A 16,629-nucleotide genomic window follows, 5' to 3' on the forward strand; every position below is an offset into this window, starting at 1 on the left:
AACTATAAAATTCATAGTTGAAGGTCAAACCGAATAATATTACTTAAAACATTTTAAAAATGAGCATTTGAGCGACGAGTTTGTTTTTGAAATAAAAAATATTAAAAACGGAAACTATAAAAGCTTTATAGATATATTAGAGCAATATAGGGGAACTCCTATACCTGTTTTTGTAGTGGCGGATTTAGATAGAGCAGTCAATAATAATGCCGAACTGAAGTATTTAAAAACGCTGTGCACCAAGCTTAGCTATATAAATAAATATAGCAATATATTTTTAACGTATCAAAATTTTGAGACATTTTTATCGGCTCATTTTGCAAATAGTGCCGATATATGCAAGGTTTTAGATATTGATAGGTGCAATATAAAAAACAACCAGAATATATATGATTCCATAAAAAATAATGGCGGTTGCTATGAAAATGCAATTAGAAATCTAAGCGAAACAAATATTTGCTATTGTAAACGAAATTTTATTTTCCCAAAACAACTAGATACTAATAAAATAACTGCAAAACAATCGTCTTTGATAATTTTAAAAAAGTATTGTGAATTTTTGAAAAATAATAGATAAGAATTATTTTAGGCAATTGTCACTTAGGTATTCTAAAAAAATTAAATAGGTAATGGGGCAAGTTATAAAGATAAAATACTAAAATCGCCACCCTTTCGTAAATCTTAAAAACTTCATCGGCGTAACTTTGATTAAATTTTACTCGAATTATGTAGTGCATCTGCCACATAACTTCGCATGATTTTCGAGCCAAACTCAGCTGCTAACATATCATAATCTTTATCTATCGCCTGCACTTTAATCCCAAGCACTGCAAATATACTCGAAGTTAGAAACTACCACGAAACTCGTACGAATTCAGAAAGCCTAGAGTTTGGCTTAACGGCAATTAAACTAAGCTAAATTATAAATAAAACAACCAAATCGTCTTGCCACATATTCAGCAGGTAAATTGTTCGGCTATTAAATTTGCCGTAAGTTTGCAAAATCAACTTGTTATACTATGAAATTTAAAGTAAAGCGCACTGACTTGCACCGTATCAACATCTCATTGCGCCCTGATGTGTATAGGAAGCTAGTACCCCAGGCAGAGCTGCTTTATAACGCATTTATTTCGCTACACCGAGGCGATATTACACCTACAACAAAGCAGTTTTTGACAAGCAGCTTAAAGCTGCCCGCGTACTAATATAAGCGCGCGGGCAATTCATATTTTAAAGCCTGCGCGGATAAATTTAGCTGCGTCGCAAGCTGCGTTTTCTAAGGTAGCTGTAAATCCAAGCTCCGAGCAATAAAACCGCCGCAAGGCAATACATATAAAAGGCCGCGCCGTTTTCGTACTCCACGTCCTGCGCGGTAAAGATCTGCTGCGACATTTCTGGGTTTCGCGCCGCCTCGTCCGCGATCTGCGCCATCACCTCATCGTCGTGTACCCCAAGCGTGATCTTTCGCAGCTCGATGAAATTTGTCCGCTTATCCAGATGCCTGCCGCTGCGACCCGTGACGTAAACGCTATGCGAGTAGAAATTTAGATAATAAAATCCCGCGTCGTCCTTCAAAAGCTTCTCCGAGATCTGCCGCACGGCGCCTTTAAACGGATTGTCGCCCGCCCTTTTTAGCGCGCTTAGCCGGCTGGCGTCTGCGCCAAATTTATAATACACGTACCAAAGCGCGTCTTTGAGCCGGCCCTCGGCGCCGCTACCGCGCGGACGATTTAAAATTTTATCCTTACTTAGATAAAATATGCCGTTTTTGCTCGCAAACAGCATGTATTCCTGATGCCCGCTCTGAAAATTTAGCGGCGTATAGGGCTCGTTTGCGGCATCAAATCTCTCGCCGTTCATCAGTACCGCGCCCGTAGCGGGATCATAAAGAAACTCTATGCCGGCGTTTGGCTCCACGAGATACATCTGCTCGCTAGGGGTAAAATTTAGCCTCTCGCCGTCTGCATAGACGCTGCGTCCGTCGCTTAGCCACCGATCGACTGAGCGAAAGTGCGCGGGCGAATCGGGGCCGTCTTCGTGTATGATTTTTAGCCTTATCTGTTTTAGATTTTTTGCATCCGCACCTGCTAAAATTTTACCCTCGTAAAATACCCGCTCACCGTCCGTGGCGACGTAAGGGCTCTCGGTCAGAGGCGAGATAGGCGCGCTAGTATCAAGTCTAGCGTATGGATAGTTGTACTCCTGCGGCCATTTAGAGAGCCCGAACGCATGTAAAAAAACTTTGTAAATGTAGCTTATCGCGCCGCCCGTGCGCTGCGTAACGTCCGAGCAGAAGTAGCTCACGCGTCCGTCGCTGTAGTAGCGAGAGCCGATCTTTTGCGTGCGAGCGGGATCCAGCCCCGACATCTTGCGAGCGCCGCAAAACACGCTACTAGCGTCCATGCCGACGTTTGTGTAGGAGTATCTGCCGGTATCAAGCGCGCGAAAGCTCGCCGCGTCTGCGCCGCCCTCCAGCTCGTAAGGAGCGAGATTCCAAGAGCGTAGATAAATTTTGCCGCCGATATTATAGTAATCGCTTCTGCCGATCTTTTGCGCGTCCGCGGGCAGCTCGCGCGAGCTATCATACACTGATAACTCATAGATAAAAACGAGCGAAATGAAGAGCGGCACGAAAAGTACCGCAAAGAGCAGCTTTAGCGCCTTTTTATCAAATTTGCTTAAATTATTCGCCTTTTTCATAAGGCAATTATATATCTTGCTAGTTTAAAACGTTAGAAATTTAAAAGCGTTTACGGGTGAAATTTTAAAATTTAGGACGCGGTAAATTTGGCGGCGAAAACTGCGGGTAAATTTGGCGGCAAAGCCTCAGCTCAAATTTACCCGCAACCGCGCGAAACGACTCAAGCTCCGCGCAAATTTAACTTAGTATCCGTCAAAATGCTTGGTCTTTGGCAGCACCAAATTTAGCGTGATGCCGATGAGCGCGCCGAGCCCCACGCCGCTAAAGCTCATCGCGCCAAAATCCAGCACCATGCCGCCGATCGCGCAGACGAAGATAAGCGCGACGATGATCATATTGCGCGGCTCGGCCAGATCCACGCCGTTTTTGATCAGGGTCTCCATGCCCACGCTAGCGATGATACCGAAAAGCAGCAGCATAATGCCGCCGATGACGGGAGCGGGGATCGTGGAGAGCGCGGCGCCGAGCTTGCCCACGAATGCAAGCAGTATCGCCGCAAGCGCGGCAAAGGTCATGATGGCTGGATTGTAAGCTTTCGTGATGCTAACTGCGCCCGTGACCTCGGAGTAGGTGGTGTTCGGCGGTCCGCCGAAGCAACCCGCCAGCGACGTCGCGAGCCCATCGCCTAGCAGCGTGCTTTTAAGCCCTGGATTTTTTAGGAAATTTTCCTTCGTGACGTTGCTGATCGCAAGCATATCGCCGATGTGCTCGATCGCGGGTGCGATGGTGATAGGCACCATGTAGATCACGGCTTCGAGCTTAAAAACCGGCGCGGTGAAATGCGGCAGCACAAACCACGGCGCGTTTAGAATCGGCGTAAAGTCCACAATCCCTACAAACAGCGACGCGCAGTATCCAGCCGCGATACCGCACAGTATCGGCACGAGGCGCAACATGCCGCGACCAAACATCATCACGACGATAACCGCCGAGAGCGAGATGAGCGCGATCGTAAGCGACTGCCCCTGCGTATATAGTGCCTCTTTGCCCTTGCCCATGACCATATTTACGGCTGCTGGCGAGAGGATGAGACCTATCGTCATGATAACGGGGCCGACGACCACGGGTGGTAAAATTTTATGCAAAAACCCCTCGCCTTTTAGCCTGATGAGCAAGCTTAGAACCACGTAAAAAAGCCCCGCCGCGATCACCCCGCTCATCGTCGCGGCGATACCCCACTCCTTCACACCAAAGCTTAGCGGCGCGATAAACGCGAAACTAGACGCGAGAAAGATCGGCGGGACGTTTTTGCGCGTGATTAGCTGAAACAGCAGCGTGCCGATGCCCGCCGTAAACAGCGCCACGGACGTATCAAGCCCCGTTAATATCGGCACCAGCACGAGTGCGCCGAACGCGACGAATAGAAACTGTACGCCGACGAGAGCGTCGCGTAGCCTGAGATTGTAGCCTTCGTATTTTTCCATCTTGTTAATTCCCCATTCGCTATGGATTTTCGATAAATTTTTATTACTTGCTGCAGTCACGGACTAACAATCCGCTCCTTTGCAAGCAATAAAAATTTATTAAAACTACACATCATCTGTCTTGAATATTTTCAAAATTTATGCCTTTCCGCCTCATCTAAAGAAAAAATACTACGCCTTAATTTTTAAATCTGACACATCAAAAATTTTGACCTACCCGGTCACAGACAAGCAATATGCTCCACTCTCAGCCGTCAACCACCTGCGACCCACCTTAAATGTTTTAAAATTTTAGCCTCTTTTTAAAATTTTACGACCTCGCTTTAAAATTTCGCACTCAAGCTTAAAACGAAATTTTAAATCATAGCCGCTACGCCACATCATATACAAGCGCCCTTTTGCTGCGATTTTGCGTCGTATCAGATGCGCGAAGCCGCAAGGCGAAAATCAAGCCCATAAAATATCAGGCAAAGCCGCATAAGCAGATCCAAACAAACAACGACCAAAATCCGCAAACCGGCAACTAAATTCCATAAACATAGCGGATAAATCAAAACTATGCAGGCCGAATTTACCGCTAAAATTTAGCGAGTAAATTCCGTCGCACGGCTATTTTTTGCGCAGCAAGTCCTTTAGACTCGCTTTTACGTCCTTGCCACGCAGAATTTGCGCGACCTCGGTAGCGATCGGAGCGTAGATCTTGTGCTTTGTCGCGATATTTACGACCGCTTCGGTCGTAGCCACGCCTTCGGCAACCTCGCCCAACTCGCGCAAAATTTCTTCGAGCCCTTTACCGCGCGCAAGCCCTAGTCCTACGCGGTAGTTTCGCGATAGTGCGCTCGAGGCGGTCAAAAACAGATCGCCCACGCCGCTTAAGCCCAAAAAGGTCTCGTCTCGTGCGCCGAAAAACTTGCCGAAACGCGCGATCTCTACGATGCCGCGTGCGATCAAGCTCGCTCTAGCGTTATTGCCAAGCTCAAGCCCATCGCAAACGCCGCTAGCGATGGCGATAACGTTTTTATACGCGCCGCACACTTCTGCGCCGATGATATCGCCACTCGTGTAGGTCTTGATGTAGGCAGGGAAAGTGCTTGCGAAAAGCTCGGCTAGATTTTCGTTACACGAGCTTACGACGAGCGCGCAAGGCAGCTTCTGCATGACTTCAGTGGCAAACGACGGACCTGATAGATAAGCAAGATTGCCGCGCGCGACATGAGATTCAAAAATTTCGTTCAAAAACCTGCCGCTAGCCGCGTCGATACCCTTGGAGGCGACTAGAATTTTTTGATTTTTGTAGGTGAAATTTTGATCCAGCCACTGCGCGGTTTGTTGTGCCGCGAGCGCGAAAACGAGCGCTTCGCACTCCAGAGCCTCGCTCACGCTTACAAAATGCGGAATTTGCCTTGGCGTGCGAGAAGTGATGACGCATTCGTTTTTCACGCTAAGCGCATCAAAAAGCGCGCTACCCCATTTGCCAGCGCCGATAACCGCGATTTTCATTATGTTCCTTTTTAAAAATTTATTCGCAAATTTGCGGTTTTTCAAATTTCATTCTCTTGAAATTCCCGCTCTTTGAAAAATTAGTCCAAAAGCGCCGACATGAGCCTGCACAAATGCTAGCCGAAGCCACGCTTTAAAATTCGCTTTTTGAAATTTCATCTCGTCAAAATTTCGTCTCATTAAAATTTTACGCTTTTGAAATTTACTCAGCAAAAACTTCGCTTTTTTTAAAATTTACCTCGCTAAAATTTCATACTTTTAAGGTTTTGCTCTTCCACCAAAAAACACTTTCACAAAAGGCGCGGCAGTGAACGAATGAGGATTTTGAAACTCCATTATACATTTTAAATTTCACTCGTGCATCGCCGAAGCAAATCAAATTTTTAAAAATTTTACTCAGACGCCCGATCGCAAATCGCGCTTTTAAACCCACTTAAATCTATCAAGGCGTGCTTTGGGCCTAGATGATCTGCGGTCGCTCACCACGTTATCGTTTGGCGCAAGGTTTGGGGCACGCGTATCCGACGCAGCGATTGATTAAATTTAGCCTACACATCGACTCGCCGCTCAAATTCGACCCTGCGTATTCGACTCTACCCGTCGCACCCCGAGCTTCCGTTCTCGCTCTCTCAAGCAGAGCAATTTTACGCATTTCCTGCGAGCTTTGCCGCGCTTTGATGGTAGCCGTAAATAAAATTTTTTAACGGGTGCCTTCTTAAACCCCTCCGTCGCAGACCGACACTTGATGTAAACGATCCGCACTAGAAAAAACGAGCTCAAAAGAACAAAACGTGCGCAAAGCAGAGCAGGTAGCCGCCGAGATCGCGCCGAATGAAATTATAACACGAAAAGCCTTCGCCATTGGCGCGCGAAAGCTTTAGCTCAAAGCAAAACGCTGCGAGCGGATTTAAAATTTTATCCCAGAGGCTTCATCTATCGCATGCATCGCGCCGCCTTTAATTCGCTCTTTGCCGCCGCAGAAGCTGCGAAATCAGCCCAGCTTCTGTTTCAGAAGCTCGTTCACCTTTGCAGGGTTAAACGCGCCCTTGCCCTCTTTCATCACTTGGCCTACGAAGAAGCCAAATAGCTTGTCCTTGCCGCCGCGGTAGTCTGCAACCTTGTCCTCGTTTTGGCTCATCACGCGCGCTATGATCTCCAAAATCGCGCCGTCATCGCTTACCTGCCTCAAGCCTAGCTTGTCGATGACCGAGCTTACGGCCTCGTCGTGCTCCATTAAATAGTCAAGCACCTCTTTGGCCGCCTTTTGCGACACTGCGTCGCCTTCGATCGCGCTTAAAAGCTCGCTCATCTTCGCGCTACCTACGGGCGAATCCTCGATCGTAACGCCGTTTTTGAGCCTGCCCGCAAGCTCGACGGTAAGCCAGCTGACGCAGAGTTTGGGCTCGTGCCCCGCCGCGATCAGATCCTCAAAAAATCGCGCGTTTTCGTAGGTCGAGATTATGATCTCGGCGTCCTTTTCTTTAACGCCCAGCTCGCGGACGTAGCGGGCCTTTTTCTGATCGGGTAGCTCGGGGATCTGCTGCGCAGCAGCCAGCATCTCGTCATCCACGATCACGGTTAGCAGGTCGGGGTCGGGGAAGTAGCGGTACTCGGCGCTGTCTTCTTTGCTACGCATCGGCTTGGTGATAAGCTTGGCGGTATCAAAAAGGCGGGTTTCTTGCACGACCTCTTGCTCATATTTGCCGTCCTGCCACGCTTCGATCTGACGCTCAATCTCAAACTCGATCGCCTTTTGGATAAATTTAAAGGAGTTTAAATTTTTAATCTCCACGCGCGTGTAGAGCTTTTGCTCGCCTTGCGGACGGATGCTGACGTTTACGTCGCAGCGAAACGAGCCTTCTTGCATGTTCGCGTCGCTGATATTTAAAAAGCGCAAAATGCTGTGGAGTTTTTTTAGATACGCGACCGCCTCGTCCGCAGAGCGCATATCGGGCTCGCTTACGATCTCCAAAAGCGGCGTGCCGGCGCGGTTCAGATCGACTAGGCTGCGCGAGCTTTCGTGGTTATTCTTGCCCGCATCCTCCTCCAGGTGCGCGCGCGTAATGCCGATGCGCTTGCTCTGTCCGTCCGCGGCTATGAAAAGCTCACCGTGCTCTACGATCGGGATCGTCCACTGCGAAATTTGATACGCCTTGGGAAGGTCGGGATAGAAGTAATTTTTGCGGTCGAATACCGACTTGCGATTGATCGTCGCATTAACGGCGGTGCCGAAACTGATAGCTTTTTTAACCGCCTCCTCATTTAGCACGGGAAGAGCGCCCGGAAGCGCCAGGCAGGTCGGGCAGACGTGCGAATTCGCCTCGTCGCCGAAGCTCGTGGGGCAGGAGCAGAAAATTTTGGTTTTGGTATTTAGCTGGCAGTGTACCTCTAGGCCGATCACGGTTTCAAACATAAACTTAACCTTTTAGAATAAAAATTTCGCGTAATTTTACAATTTTTTGCTTTAATACTCGCTTGTAGCGGCGCACGGCGCGGCTAAATTTTAAAATTTAATCGGATAGATTTCTATTCGCCGCCATGAAGGAGCTTTTCTTTCAGATCGAAAACATCGACCATCAAGCAGGTGATGATTACGCATATCACGCCTGGAGCGGTGCAGATGAAGAGGAATTTTAACCCTAAAAAATAAAATGACGGGTAGGCAAAAAAGACGAATGCGCCGACGAATATCAATCCGAACGACGCACCCACGAGGAAGTATAAGAAATTTCGCTTAAAATTAATGCTCATCGACGATCACGGCGCCCGCTAGATAAACGTAGCTTAAAACCATGAAAATAAAAGTCTGCAAAATCGCCATAAAAGTAAGCAGTGCAAACGGTACCATCGGTATTAGCGCAGGAGCAAGAGTAAGCATAACGAGCAGGAAGGTATCGTCGCCTTTGATATTACCGAAAAGTCGGAACGAAAGCGATACAACGCGCGAAAAATGCGAGACGATCTCTATGACGAACATAAACGGCGCTAGGATTTTCACAGGCCCCATAAAGTGCTTTAGATAGTTGATCACGCCGTGCTCGCGAACGCCCTCAAAATGGTAGTACAACCAAACGCAAAGCGTAAGCGAAAGGGTTAAATTTAAACTCGCGCTCGGCGACTCAAAGCCCGGCACCAAGCCGATAACGTTACTAAAAAATATCACAAATCCCAATGTTGCAATTAGCGGAAGATATTTTTTGGCTTGCTCTTCGCTACCCATCGCGTCCTTACCGATCGTTAGTACGCCGCTTAAGTAGGCTTCGGCGATGTTTTGCATGCCGTGAGGCACAAGCTGAAGCGAGCGAGTGGAGCAAAGCGCGACTGCTACGATGATAGCGACGACCAAAAAGAAGTAAAAAAGATAGATGAAAGTGTGGTCGTAAGAAATTAAACCGCCGAAAAGGAAGACGTCTTTTAGCATAAAAACCCTTGATCGTTGAAATTTGAGGCGTATTTTACACTTCTATTCGTTAAAGTATATTTAAATTTGCGCCAGCGAGTGAAATTTTGAGCTTTGCGAGTTCTTGTACCGCCTACTTGCCTAGCACTTTCGTCTAGCTTGCGCGCCATTTCGACGGGGATTTTACGTTTTTTTTAGCATTTAACTTCACATTTTCAGCAAATGACAAAATTTTTGCTAGTAAGCACGAAATTTACGGCTACACTGCCAATTCGCTATTTTTGCAAAATAGAATTTAATCTAGCGTATACGACGAAGCTCTAAATCAGCTATGCGGTAAAATTTGTGTTTACAGATACAAAAAATACGATAAAATTTACCGCGATGGCGCCGTGGCGAATTCCAAGAATTCCAAGAATTCCAAGAATTCCAAGAATTCCAAGAATTCCAAGAATTCCAAGAATTCCAAGAATTCCAAGAATTCCAAGAATTCCAAGAATTCCAAGAATTCCAAGAATTACGCTCAGCTCAAAAAATCATAGTTAAAATTTAGCAAACTCAGGACCTGATTGATAAAATTTTATAAAATTTATATAAAAACCTTGACATCTTGCCACTCAATGTTGTATAATACTGGCAATCTTACCAAAAGAGTGCTAAAAGTGAAAACAAATAAACGCGATATGATTCTAGAATCCATCATTTCCGCCTATCTCGATAGCAACACCCCGATCGGATCTTCCGAGCTGGGTGAGCGTATGGGCGTAGCGATGTCAGCGTCTAGCATCCGAATTTATTTTAAGCGCTTAAGCGAGGAAGGGGCTTTGACGCAGCTTCATGTAAGCGGTGGTAGAATCCCCACAGTTGCGACGATGCAGGATTACTGGCGCGCTAGACTTAGCTTCGACGATGAGATAAAAATAGACGATGCTCGCGAGCTAGAAGCGGTGCTTGAGGATTTTGAAATTTACTGTATGATTTTCAACGCTGAAAATGAAGCCCTAAGCGAAGTCATCAATCATGATGATCGTTTCATAATCCTTACGTTTAGAACAGACGAGATTATCTTAAAATACGATTTTAGAGTTTTTAAATTCTTATCAAATTTAATAGGAATTTCACTCGGAGATTTGGAGCTAGCTTCGATGCAGATCGGTCTGCGCGAGCTTAGCACCAAAATTAAAGAGCTAAAAAATTCTAAAATCGAATTTCTTTGTAACGAGGTCGTGGCGTATAAAATTTTCAAAGACGAGCGGTTTAAAATTTTACTCAACCCCTCGATCGCCGTAAATTTTACTAAAAATTTGATCTTCGCGCCCTACTTCGAGCACGGATTTATGGGGATCAAACGCCCCGTGAAATTCGAAGGCGAGGACGCTACGATGATCTGCGCAGGCAGCGTTTACGAGAATTACGAGAAATTTTTTAACTACGCTAAAGGAGTAGCATGAGCCATAAATTTAAAGAGCACGGCGATAAAAATGCAGCGTGCGATAGTGAAGAAAAAGAGGTTTGCGAACAGTGCGCGTCAGAAGCGAGCGAGCCGCAAGAGGCGCAGACATGCGACGATACCGACGCGCAGATACAAAAGCTTCAAAACGAGCTGAGTGAGATCACCGATAAATTTTACCGTGCCAATGCGGATTTTGAAAATCTCAAAAAACGTTTGGAAAAAGAAAAAGATAGCGCTGTTGCTTACGCTAGCGAGAGCTTTGCGAAGGATCTGCTGCCGATAATCGACGCGCTTGAGGAAGCCGCCAAAATTGATGTGGAAGGTAATGAGCTTGCGGATAAAATCGAAGTTGGCGTAAAACAATGTCTAAGCCTTTTTATAAAGACTTTTGAAAAATACGGTATCGTTCCAATAGCGACGGATGCGGGATTCGATCCTAGCGTGCATAACGCCATCTCGATGATTGAAGCCGAAGGCGCTAAAAAAGGCGATATCGTTCAAGTATATCAAAAAGGCTATATGTATAAGCAGCGCGTTTTACGCGCCGCTATGGTAGTAGTGGCGAAATAATCGCCCAAATTTTAAAATTTTAAATTCAATACAAAGGATAACAAATGGCAAAAGTCATAGGCATCGACCTAGGAACAACAAACTCGTGCGTAAGCATATTCGAGCGCGGCGAGAGCAAGATCATACCGAACAAAGAGGGCAAAAACACCACTCCGTCGGTAGTCGCTTTTACCGACAAAGGCGAGGTTTTAGTAGGCGACAGCGCCAAGCGCCAAGCCGTCACTAACCCGGAAAAGACGATCTACTCAATCAAGCGCATCATGGGTCTTATGATGAATGAAAAAAATGCGCAGGAGGCCAAAAAGCGCCTACCGTATAAGATCATCGACCGAAATGGCGCGTGCGCGGTAGAGATCGCGGGCAAGGTTTATACGCCGCAAGAAATTTCAGCTAAGGTGCTAATCAAGCTAAAAGAGGATGCTGAGGCGTTTTTGGGCGAGCCGGTTGTCGATGCGGTCATAACCGTGCCTGCGTATTTCAACGACAGCCAAAGAAAGGCGACGAAAGAAGCAGGAACGATCGCGGGCCTAAACGTGCTTCGTATCATCAATGAACCTACCGCAGCAGCGCTTGCGTATGGGCTGGATAAAAAAGAGTCTGAAAAGATCGTCGTTTACGATCTGGGCGGCGGCACATTCGACGTAACCGTGCTAGAAACCGGCGATAGCGTCGTAGAAGTTTTAGCTACCGGTGGTAATGCGTTTTTGGGCGGCGATGATTTCGATAACAAACTGATCGACTTTTTAACCTCAGAATTTCAATCTGAAACGGGTATCGACTTGCGCGGCGATGTCATGGCTATGCAACGCCTAAAAGAGGCTGCGGAAAACGCCAAAAAAGAGCTAAGCAGCGCGATGGAAACGACGGTAAATTTACCTTTCATTACCGCTGACGCTACGGGTCCTAAACACCTGATGAAAACCATCACTAGAGCTAAATTTGAAAGTATGATCGATTCTTTAGTAGATGAGACCATAAGCACGCTTAAAAAGGTCGTAAGCGATGCAGGTCTTAGCATGAACGACATAAAAGAAGTCGTCATGGTTGGCGGCTCGACGCGTGTGCCTTTGGTGCAAGAGGAGGTCAAAAAGGCTTTCGGCAAGGAGTTAAATAAGAGCGTAAACCCTGACGAAGTCGTAGCTATCGGCGCGGCGATTCAAGGCGCGGTCATCAAAGGCGACGTAAAAGACGTGCTACTACTCGACGTCACTCCGCTAAGCCTCGGCATCGAAACCCTAGGCGGCGTGATGACTAAGATCATCGAAAAAGGAACTACAATACCTACGAAAAAATCTCAAACCTTCTCGACTGCAGAGGATAACCAAAGCGCCGTTACGATCAACGTCTTGCAGGGCGAGCGCGAGTTCGCGAAGGACAACAAATCGCTAGGAAATTTCAATCTTGAAGGCATCATGCCAGCCCCTCGCGGCGTGCCGCAGATCGAGGTGGAATTTAACATCGACGCGAACGGAATTTTAACCGTTTCGGCAAAAGACAAAGCCACCGGCAAAGCAACCGACATCCGCATCACCGGCTCAAGCGGCTTAAGCGACGCCGAGATCGATAAGATGGTAAAGGACGCCGAGCTTCATAAAGAGGAAGACAACAAGCGCAAAGAAACCGTCGAAGCGCGTAACCAAGCCGACAGTATCGCGCATCAAACCGAAAAGAGCCTAAGCGAGATGGGTGAGAAGGTGCCGAGCGATCTACGCGCTAAGATCGAGGGCGCGCTAAACGATCTAAAAGCCGTGCTAAAGGATGAAAACGCGAGCAAGGAAGCGATAAACTCCAAAGTAGAAGCCCTAAGCAAGGTCGCCGAGGATCTATACAAGGCTGCCAGCGCAAATCAGGGTGCACAAGGCGGATCGCAAAGCTCCGGCTCAAACGGCGGTAAAAAAGACGACGACGTCATCGACGCCGAAGTCGAATAACCCACGCAAAGTGAAATTTTATAGCCGCGCGCTCGGTAGTTTTGCTAGAGCTTGAAAGGCAATTTTACCGGCACGCGGCAGAAGCAGCTCCGCAAACCGCGCATAAAATTTCATAGCTTCATAAGCTTGGGCGTTTTTCATACGCCCGAGCTTAACCGCAACTTCAAAATTTAATTCCCAACAAACTAAATTTGAGTCACACATAAATACTACTAAATTTTGCGCTGTATAAATTAAATATCGTTAGACATTAGAGCATATCCGAACGCGATCGAAATTTCTCCGCACCGATCTCAAATATAGCTGAAATTTTAAGCTTATTGCCTACAAACGGCACTGCGATAAATTTAAATGTATGGCTAGAAAGTAAAAAATGTATCGTAAAAAGACGCAGTAAAAAACGCCCGTTAAATTTTAGAAGCAAAATAGCTAATTTAAAGGCACGCAGATTGATTTATTAAAAAGCAAAAGCCCAAAGGCGGCGTTTCGCCTTCAGGCTTTAAATTTAGCTTTATTTAGCTAGAGCTAATTCTTGCGAGTATTCGCATCAGGGGTGAAAAGCGGCTTATTTAGCAGCTTGAAATCGCCTACGAACTTCTGCCCCTTCTCGCTAGTGATCCATTTAATGAAGCGCTGCGCGTTTTCATAGTCGGCTTTTGGGCAGTGCTTCGGATTGACCGCGATTACGGAGTAAAAATTCTTCAGATCGTTATCGCCTTCATTGATGATAACCATATCGGGATTTCCCTTTTTATTATCCTCGTATTTGATGTAGGTGCCGCGATCGGTAAAGGTCACGCCCTTTTGCTCGGCGGCTGCGTTGATCGTAGCGATCATGCCTTGACCGGTTTGGTTATACCACGCCTCATTTTCAGGCACGGCGCCCTCAACCTTTTTCCAAATACCTTTCTCTTTGTTATCGGTGCCCGATTTATCGCCGCGAGAGAAAAATTTAATCTTCTCCGCCTTGATCAGCTCAAACGAACCCTTAAGATCCTTGCCTTTAAATTTAGGCGCGATGGATTTATCGGCGATGAGGATAAAATCATTATACATAACGGGCGTGCGATCAACGCCGAAGCCTTTTTCTACAAATTCCTTCTCGACCTTCGGCGAATGCACGAAAAGTATGTCCGCATCGCAGTTCTCGCCAAGCTTTAGAGCAGCACCTGTGCCTACCGCCGTCCATTTGACATCGACGCCGGTTTCCGCCTTATACGCAGGATAGATCGCGTCTAGTAAGCCCGTATTATCGGTGCTCGTTGTAGTTGCCATCACCAAATCGTTATCAGCGGCAAAAAGGCTCGCACTAAGAGCGAGCGAAACAAAAAATATTTTTTTCATGTTATCTCCTTTAAAAAATGTGCTATTATAGCATATAAATTTGGTTTATAAATATGCCAAAATAGAACATTTAGGACGTGATCTTGGACTTTATTTTAGAAGGAATTTTAAGCGCATTCGGGCTACTTCTTAGCGGCGACGCGGAGACCTTTTCGGCGATTAAAGCGACGCTTTACACTTCAAGCATCTCGATACTTTTCGCTATTGTAATCGGCTTTCCGATAGGATTTATCCTCGGATTTTGCGAATTTCGCGCCCGCAGAACGCTTAGGCTTTTAAGCGACGTAGCGCTTGCGATGCCCACTGTAGCAATAGGACTGATACTTTATGCTTTCATATCCAGAAACGGCCCTTTGGGCGAGCTGGGGCTGCTTTTTACGCTCAAGGCCGTGATGCTCGGGCAGTTTGTGCTGGCGCTCCCTATCATCGTCTCGCTAAGCGCCAGCGTCATCGAAAATATGGATAAGAAGCACTATCTAAACATTATGAACTACCGCCTAAGCCCGCTAAATTTAATCCTTTGCGTGCTTTATGAGCTGCGCTACGCCCTACTCGTCGTCATCGCCACCGCTTACGGGCGGATCGTCGCCGAGGTGGGCGTAGCGATGATGATCGGCGGCAATATCAAATATTTCACCCGCACGATCACCACGGCGATCTCGCTTGAGACCAACAAGGGCGAATTTGCGATGGGTATAGCGCTCGCGCTGGTGCTGATTTTGATAGCGTTTGCGGTAAATTTAGCCATCCACGCGCTAAAAAGGTTAGATCGATGAATGCAGACAAGCAAACGCGCCCGAGCAAAAATTTCGCGGGCAAAAACCGGGCGGAGCGGGAGCGCGAAAATTTTATGAGCGAAAATTTCAAGAGCACAAATTCTATAGGCGAGAATTCTACGAGCGCAAATTTTGCGAGCAAAAATTTCGCCGTGGGAAATTCTAAGAGTAAAAATTCTGCAACCGAGAATTCCATTAGCGCAAATTCTGCGGGTAAAAATTCTACAAACAAAATTTACGCGAGTGAGAATTCTGCGAGAAAGAATTTTGCAAATGAGAATTCCGCTGCTGTGCGATCTGTACCCAATAGCGAGCTGATCTCGGTTCGGGATCTAGTGCTGCGCTATGGACGGAGCGAAATTCTAAATATCCCTAGCCTTGATCTAAATACGAGCGGCATCACGGCGCTTTTGGGTTCCAACGGCAGCGGCAAATCCACGCTACTGCGGATTTTGTCCTTTTTGCAGCGTCCGAGTAGCGGCAGCGTGGAGCTTTGGGGGCAGCGGGCGCCCTCTTTGCAGACGCTGCGGCAGACCTGCTTGCTGCTGCCCGAGCCCGTGCTTTTAAAACGCAGCGTGGAGCAAAATTTTAAATTTGCGCTCAAAAGTCGCGGCGCGCTTGCGGAATTTGACGAGCGAGTGGACGAAGCGCTCGGCCTAACGGGGCTTGATAGAGGTTTTTTATCAAAGAAGCATTTCGAGCTTAGCTCGGGGCAGACGCAGCGCATCGCGTTTGCGCTCGCTCTGGCGCAGCGCGCGAAGCTCTATCTGCTCGACGAGCCGACCAACAGCCTCGATCTTGCCGCCTCCAAGCTCTTTGCGCGCGCGATTTTATTTATGCGGAGTCGCTACGGCTGCGGTTTTATCATCGCCAGCCACGATGAGAAATGGCTCAGCGCGATCGCGCAAAGAAGCGTATTTCTGCATCGCGGCAAGATATGCGAATTTGAATACAAAAATATCTTTGACGTGCAAAACGGAGTTTTAAAATTTTCGGATGAAATTTCGCTGTGCCTTGAAGAGGGGCTCGCACGCGCTCGCAAAATCGCGATAAATCCGAGTAAAATTTTATTATCCAAAAGCCCGTTTGAGCGCTGCTTTGCGGGGATTTTGCACTCGGTTTCGCTTCAGTACGGCTCCTCGCTACTCATCAAGATCAAAGCGGGCGATCTGCTACTAAAATGCGTCACGGCGCAGGATGAGAGGTGCTGGAGCGCGGGCGAGAGGATCTATTTCGGATTTGAAGACGGCGCGTTTTTAGGGCTGGAGTAATTCTGCGCGGTGCGGATAAGTTTTATTTCGCTTTAGAATTTTTATTCGCGCGGCACTAATAAATTTCATTTCTACCTCAAATTTTTACTGCGAACCATCTAGCGCGGCGTATCTGGCGAAACAGAGCGCAAAAATTTGCGTCTTGAAATTTTGAAATTTATAGACGCAAATTATACCGAGCGGCGCAGCGCGGAATTTTTAAATTCTATCGCTAGGAATTTTAAAACTTAGCCGCGAATACGGCTAGCGGAACTTTGCG

Annotated in this window: 15 protein-coding genes and 1 pseudogene; 7 read left to right on the forward strand and 9 right to left on the reverse strand. The window is 47.0% G+C overall.

Features of this window, described 5'->3' with window-relative positions:
• The first annotated feature begins 67 nt into the window (after positions 1 to 67).
• Positions 68 to 577, forward strand: a complete 510-nt coding sequence (locus CGRAC_RS06930) for a hypothetical protein (protein WP_005869173.1) — start codon at positions 68 to 70, stop codon at positions 575 to 577.
• Positions 578 to 1,251: 674 nt separating this feature from the next.
• Here CGRAC_RS06930 and CGRAC_RS06935 read toward each other — a convergent pair.
• From CGRAC_RS06935 to CGRAC_RS06960, 7 genes and pseudogenes are all read right to left on the reverse strand, one after another.
• Positions 1,252 to 2,700 (reverse strand): DKNYY domain-containing protein, encoded by a 1,449-nt coding sequence (locus tag CGRAC_RS06935; RefSeq protein ID WP_005869179.1) that lies wholly within the window; start codon positions 2,698 to 2,700, stop codon positions 1,252 to 1,254.
• Between the two features lie 183 nt (positions 2,701 to 2,883).
• The gene (locus CGRAC_RS06940) at positions 2,884 to 4,125 is read right to left on the reverse strand and encodes a uracil-xanthine permease family protein (RefSeq protein ID WP_005869183.1); all 1,242 of its coding nucleotides are present in this window, start codon (positions 4,123 to 4,125) and stop codon (positions 2,884 to 2,886) included.
• A 213-nt stretch (positions 4,126 to 4,338) separates the two neighbouring features.
• A pseudogene (locus CGRAC_RS12935) lies at positions 4,339 to 4,416 on the reverse strand (KxYKxGKxW signal peptide domain-containing protein); the annotation flags it as partial.
• A gap of 318 nt (positions 4,417 to 4,734) precedes the next feature.
• Positions 4,735 to 5,628: an NAD(P)H-dependent glycerol-3-phosphate dehydrogenase gene (locus CGRAC_RS06945; RefSeq protein ID WP_172539852.1), complete on the reverse strand. Its 894-nt coding sequence runs from the start codon at positions 5,626 to 5,628 to the stop codon at positions 4,735 to 4,737.
• A 988-nt stretch (positions 5,629 to 6,616) separates the two neighbouring features.
• Positions 6,617 to 8,038 carry an Asp-tRNA(Asn)/Glu-tRNA(Gln) amidotransferase subunit GatB gene (gatB, locus tag CGRAC_RS06950; RefSeq protein WP_005869195.1) on the reverse strand — a complete coding sequence of 474 codons (1,422 nt, stop codon included), beginning with the start codon at positions 8,036 to 8,038 and terminating at the stop codon, positions 6,617 to 6,619.
• Between the two features lie 113 nt (positions 8,039 to 8,151).
• Positions 8,152 to 8,376 carry a hypothetical protein gene (locus tag CGRAC_RS06955; protein WP_005869196.1) on the reverse strand — a complete coding sequence of 75 codons (225 nt, stop codon included), beginning with the start codon at positions 8,374 to 8,376 and terminating at the stop codon, positions 8,152 to 8,154.
• The gene (locus tag CGRAC_RS06960) at positions 8,366 to 9,046 is read right to left on the reverse strand and encodes a F0F1 ATP synthase subunit A (RefSeq protein WP_005869197.1); all 681 of its coding nucleotides are present in this window, start codon (positions 9,044 to 9,046) and stop codon (positions 8,366 to 8,368) included. Before CGRAC_RS06960 ends, CGRAC_RS06955 begins: the two co-directional genes overlap by 11 nt.
• 371 nt (positions 9,047 to 9,417) lie before the next feature.
• On the opposite strand from CGRAC_RS06960, the gene CGRAC_RS11935 reads away from it, so the two are divergent.
• The 4 genes from CGRAC_RS11935 to dnaK all read left to right on the forward strand — a co-directional run bounded on the left by CGRAC_RS11935 (position 9,418) and on the right by dnaK (position 12,979).
• Positions 9,418 to 9,567: a hypothetical protein gene (locus tag CGRAC_RS11935; RefSeq protein ID WP_005869199.1), complete on the forward strand. Its 150-nt coding sequence runs from the start codon at positions 9,418 to 9,420 to the stop codon at positions 9,565 to 9,567.
• 120 nt (positions 9,568 to 9,687) lie between these two features.
• The gene (locus CGRAC_RS06965) at positions 9,688 to 10,476 is read left to right on the forward strand and encodes an HrcA family transcriptional regulator (protein WP_040303165.1); all 789 of its coding nucleotides are present in this window, start codon (positions 9,688 to 9,690) and stop codon (positions 10,474 to 10,476) included.
• Positions 10,473 to 11,048, forward strand: coding sequence for a nucleotide exchange factor GrpE (gene grpE / locus CGRAC_RS06970; protein WP_005869201.1), 576 nt, complete (start codon positions 10,473 to 10,475; stop codon positions 11,046 to 11,048). Before CGRAC_RS06965 ends, grpE begins: the two co-directional genes overlap by 4 nt.
• A 44-nt stretch (positions 11,049 to 11,092) precedes the next feature.
• Complete coding sequence (gene dnaK / locus CGRAC_RS06975; RefSeq protein ID WP_005869203.1) at positions 11,093 to 12,979, forward strand: molecular chaperone DnaK; 1,887 nt, start codon at positions 11,093 to 11,095, stop codon at positions 12,977 to 12,979.
• Positions 12,980 to 12,997: 18 nt separating this feature from the next.
• Here dnaK and CGRAC_RS11940 read toward each other — a convergent pair whose 3' ends face one another.
• A complete protein-coding gene (locus CGRAC_RS11940; RefSeq protein ID WP_005869205.1) occupies positions 12,998 to 13,183 on the reverse strand; it encodes a hypothetical protein in 186 nt (61 codons plus the stop codon).
• Positions 13,184 to 13,504: 321 nt separating this feature from the next.
• A complete protein-coding gene (gene tupA, locus CGRAC_RS06980; RefSeq protein WP_005869209.1) occupies positions 13,505 to 14,323 on the reverse strand; it encodes a tungstate ABC transporter substrate-binding protein TupA in 819 nt (272 codons plus the stop codon).
• Between the two features lie 83 nt (positions 14,324 to 14,406).
• On the opposite strand from tupA, the gene tupB reads away from it, so the two are divergent.
• Positions 14,407 to 15,099 carry a tungstate ABC transporter permease TupB gene (tupB, locus tag CGRAC_RS06985; RefSeq protein WP_005869210.1) on the forward strand — a complete coding sequence of 231 codons (693 nt, stop codon included), beginning with the start codon at positions 14,407 to 14,409 and terminating at the stop codon, positions 15,097 to 15,099.
• On the forward strand, positions 15,096 to 16,370 hold the full coding sequence (gene tupC / locus CGRAC_RS06990) for a tungstate ABC transporter ATP-binding protein TupC (RefSeq protein WP_005869211.1): 1,275 nt from the start codon (positions 15,096 to 15,098) through the stop codon (positions 16,368 to 16,370). The genes tupB and tupC overlap by 4 nt, the downstream gene beginning before the upstream one ends.
• The last annotated feature ends 259 nt before the right edge of the window (positions 16,371 to 16,629 follow it).

It is taken from the genome of Campylobacter gracilis, from assembly GCF_001190745.1.
Taxonomy (GTDB): Bacteria; Campylobacterota; Campylobacteria; order Campylobacterales; family Campylobacteraceae; genus Campylobacter_B; species Campylobacter_B gracilis.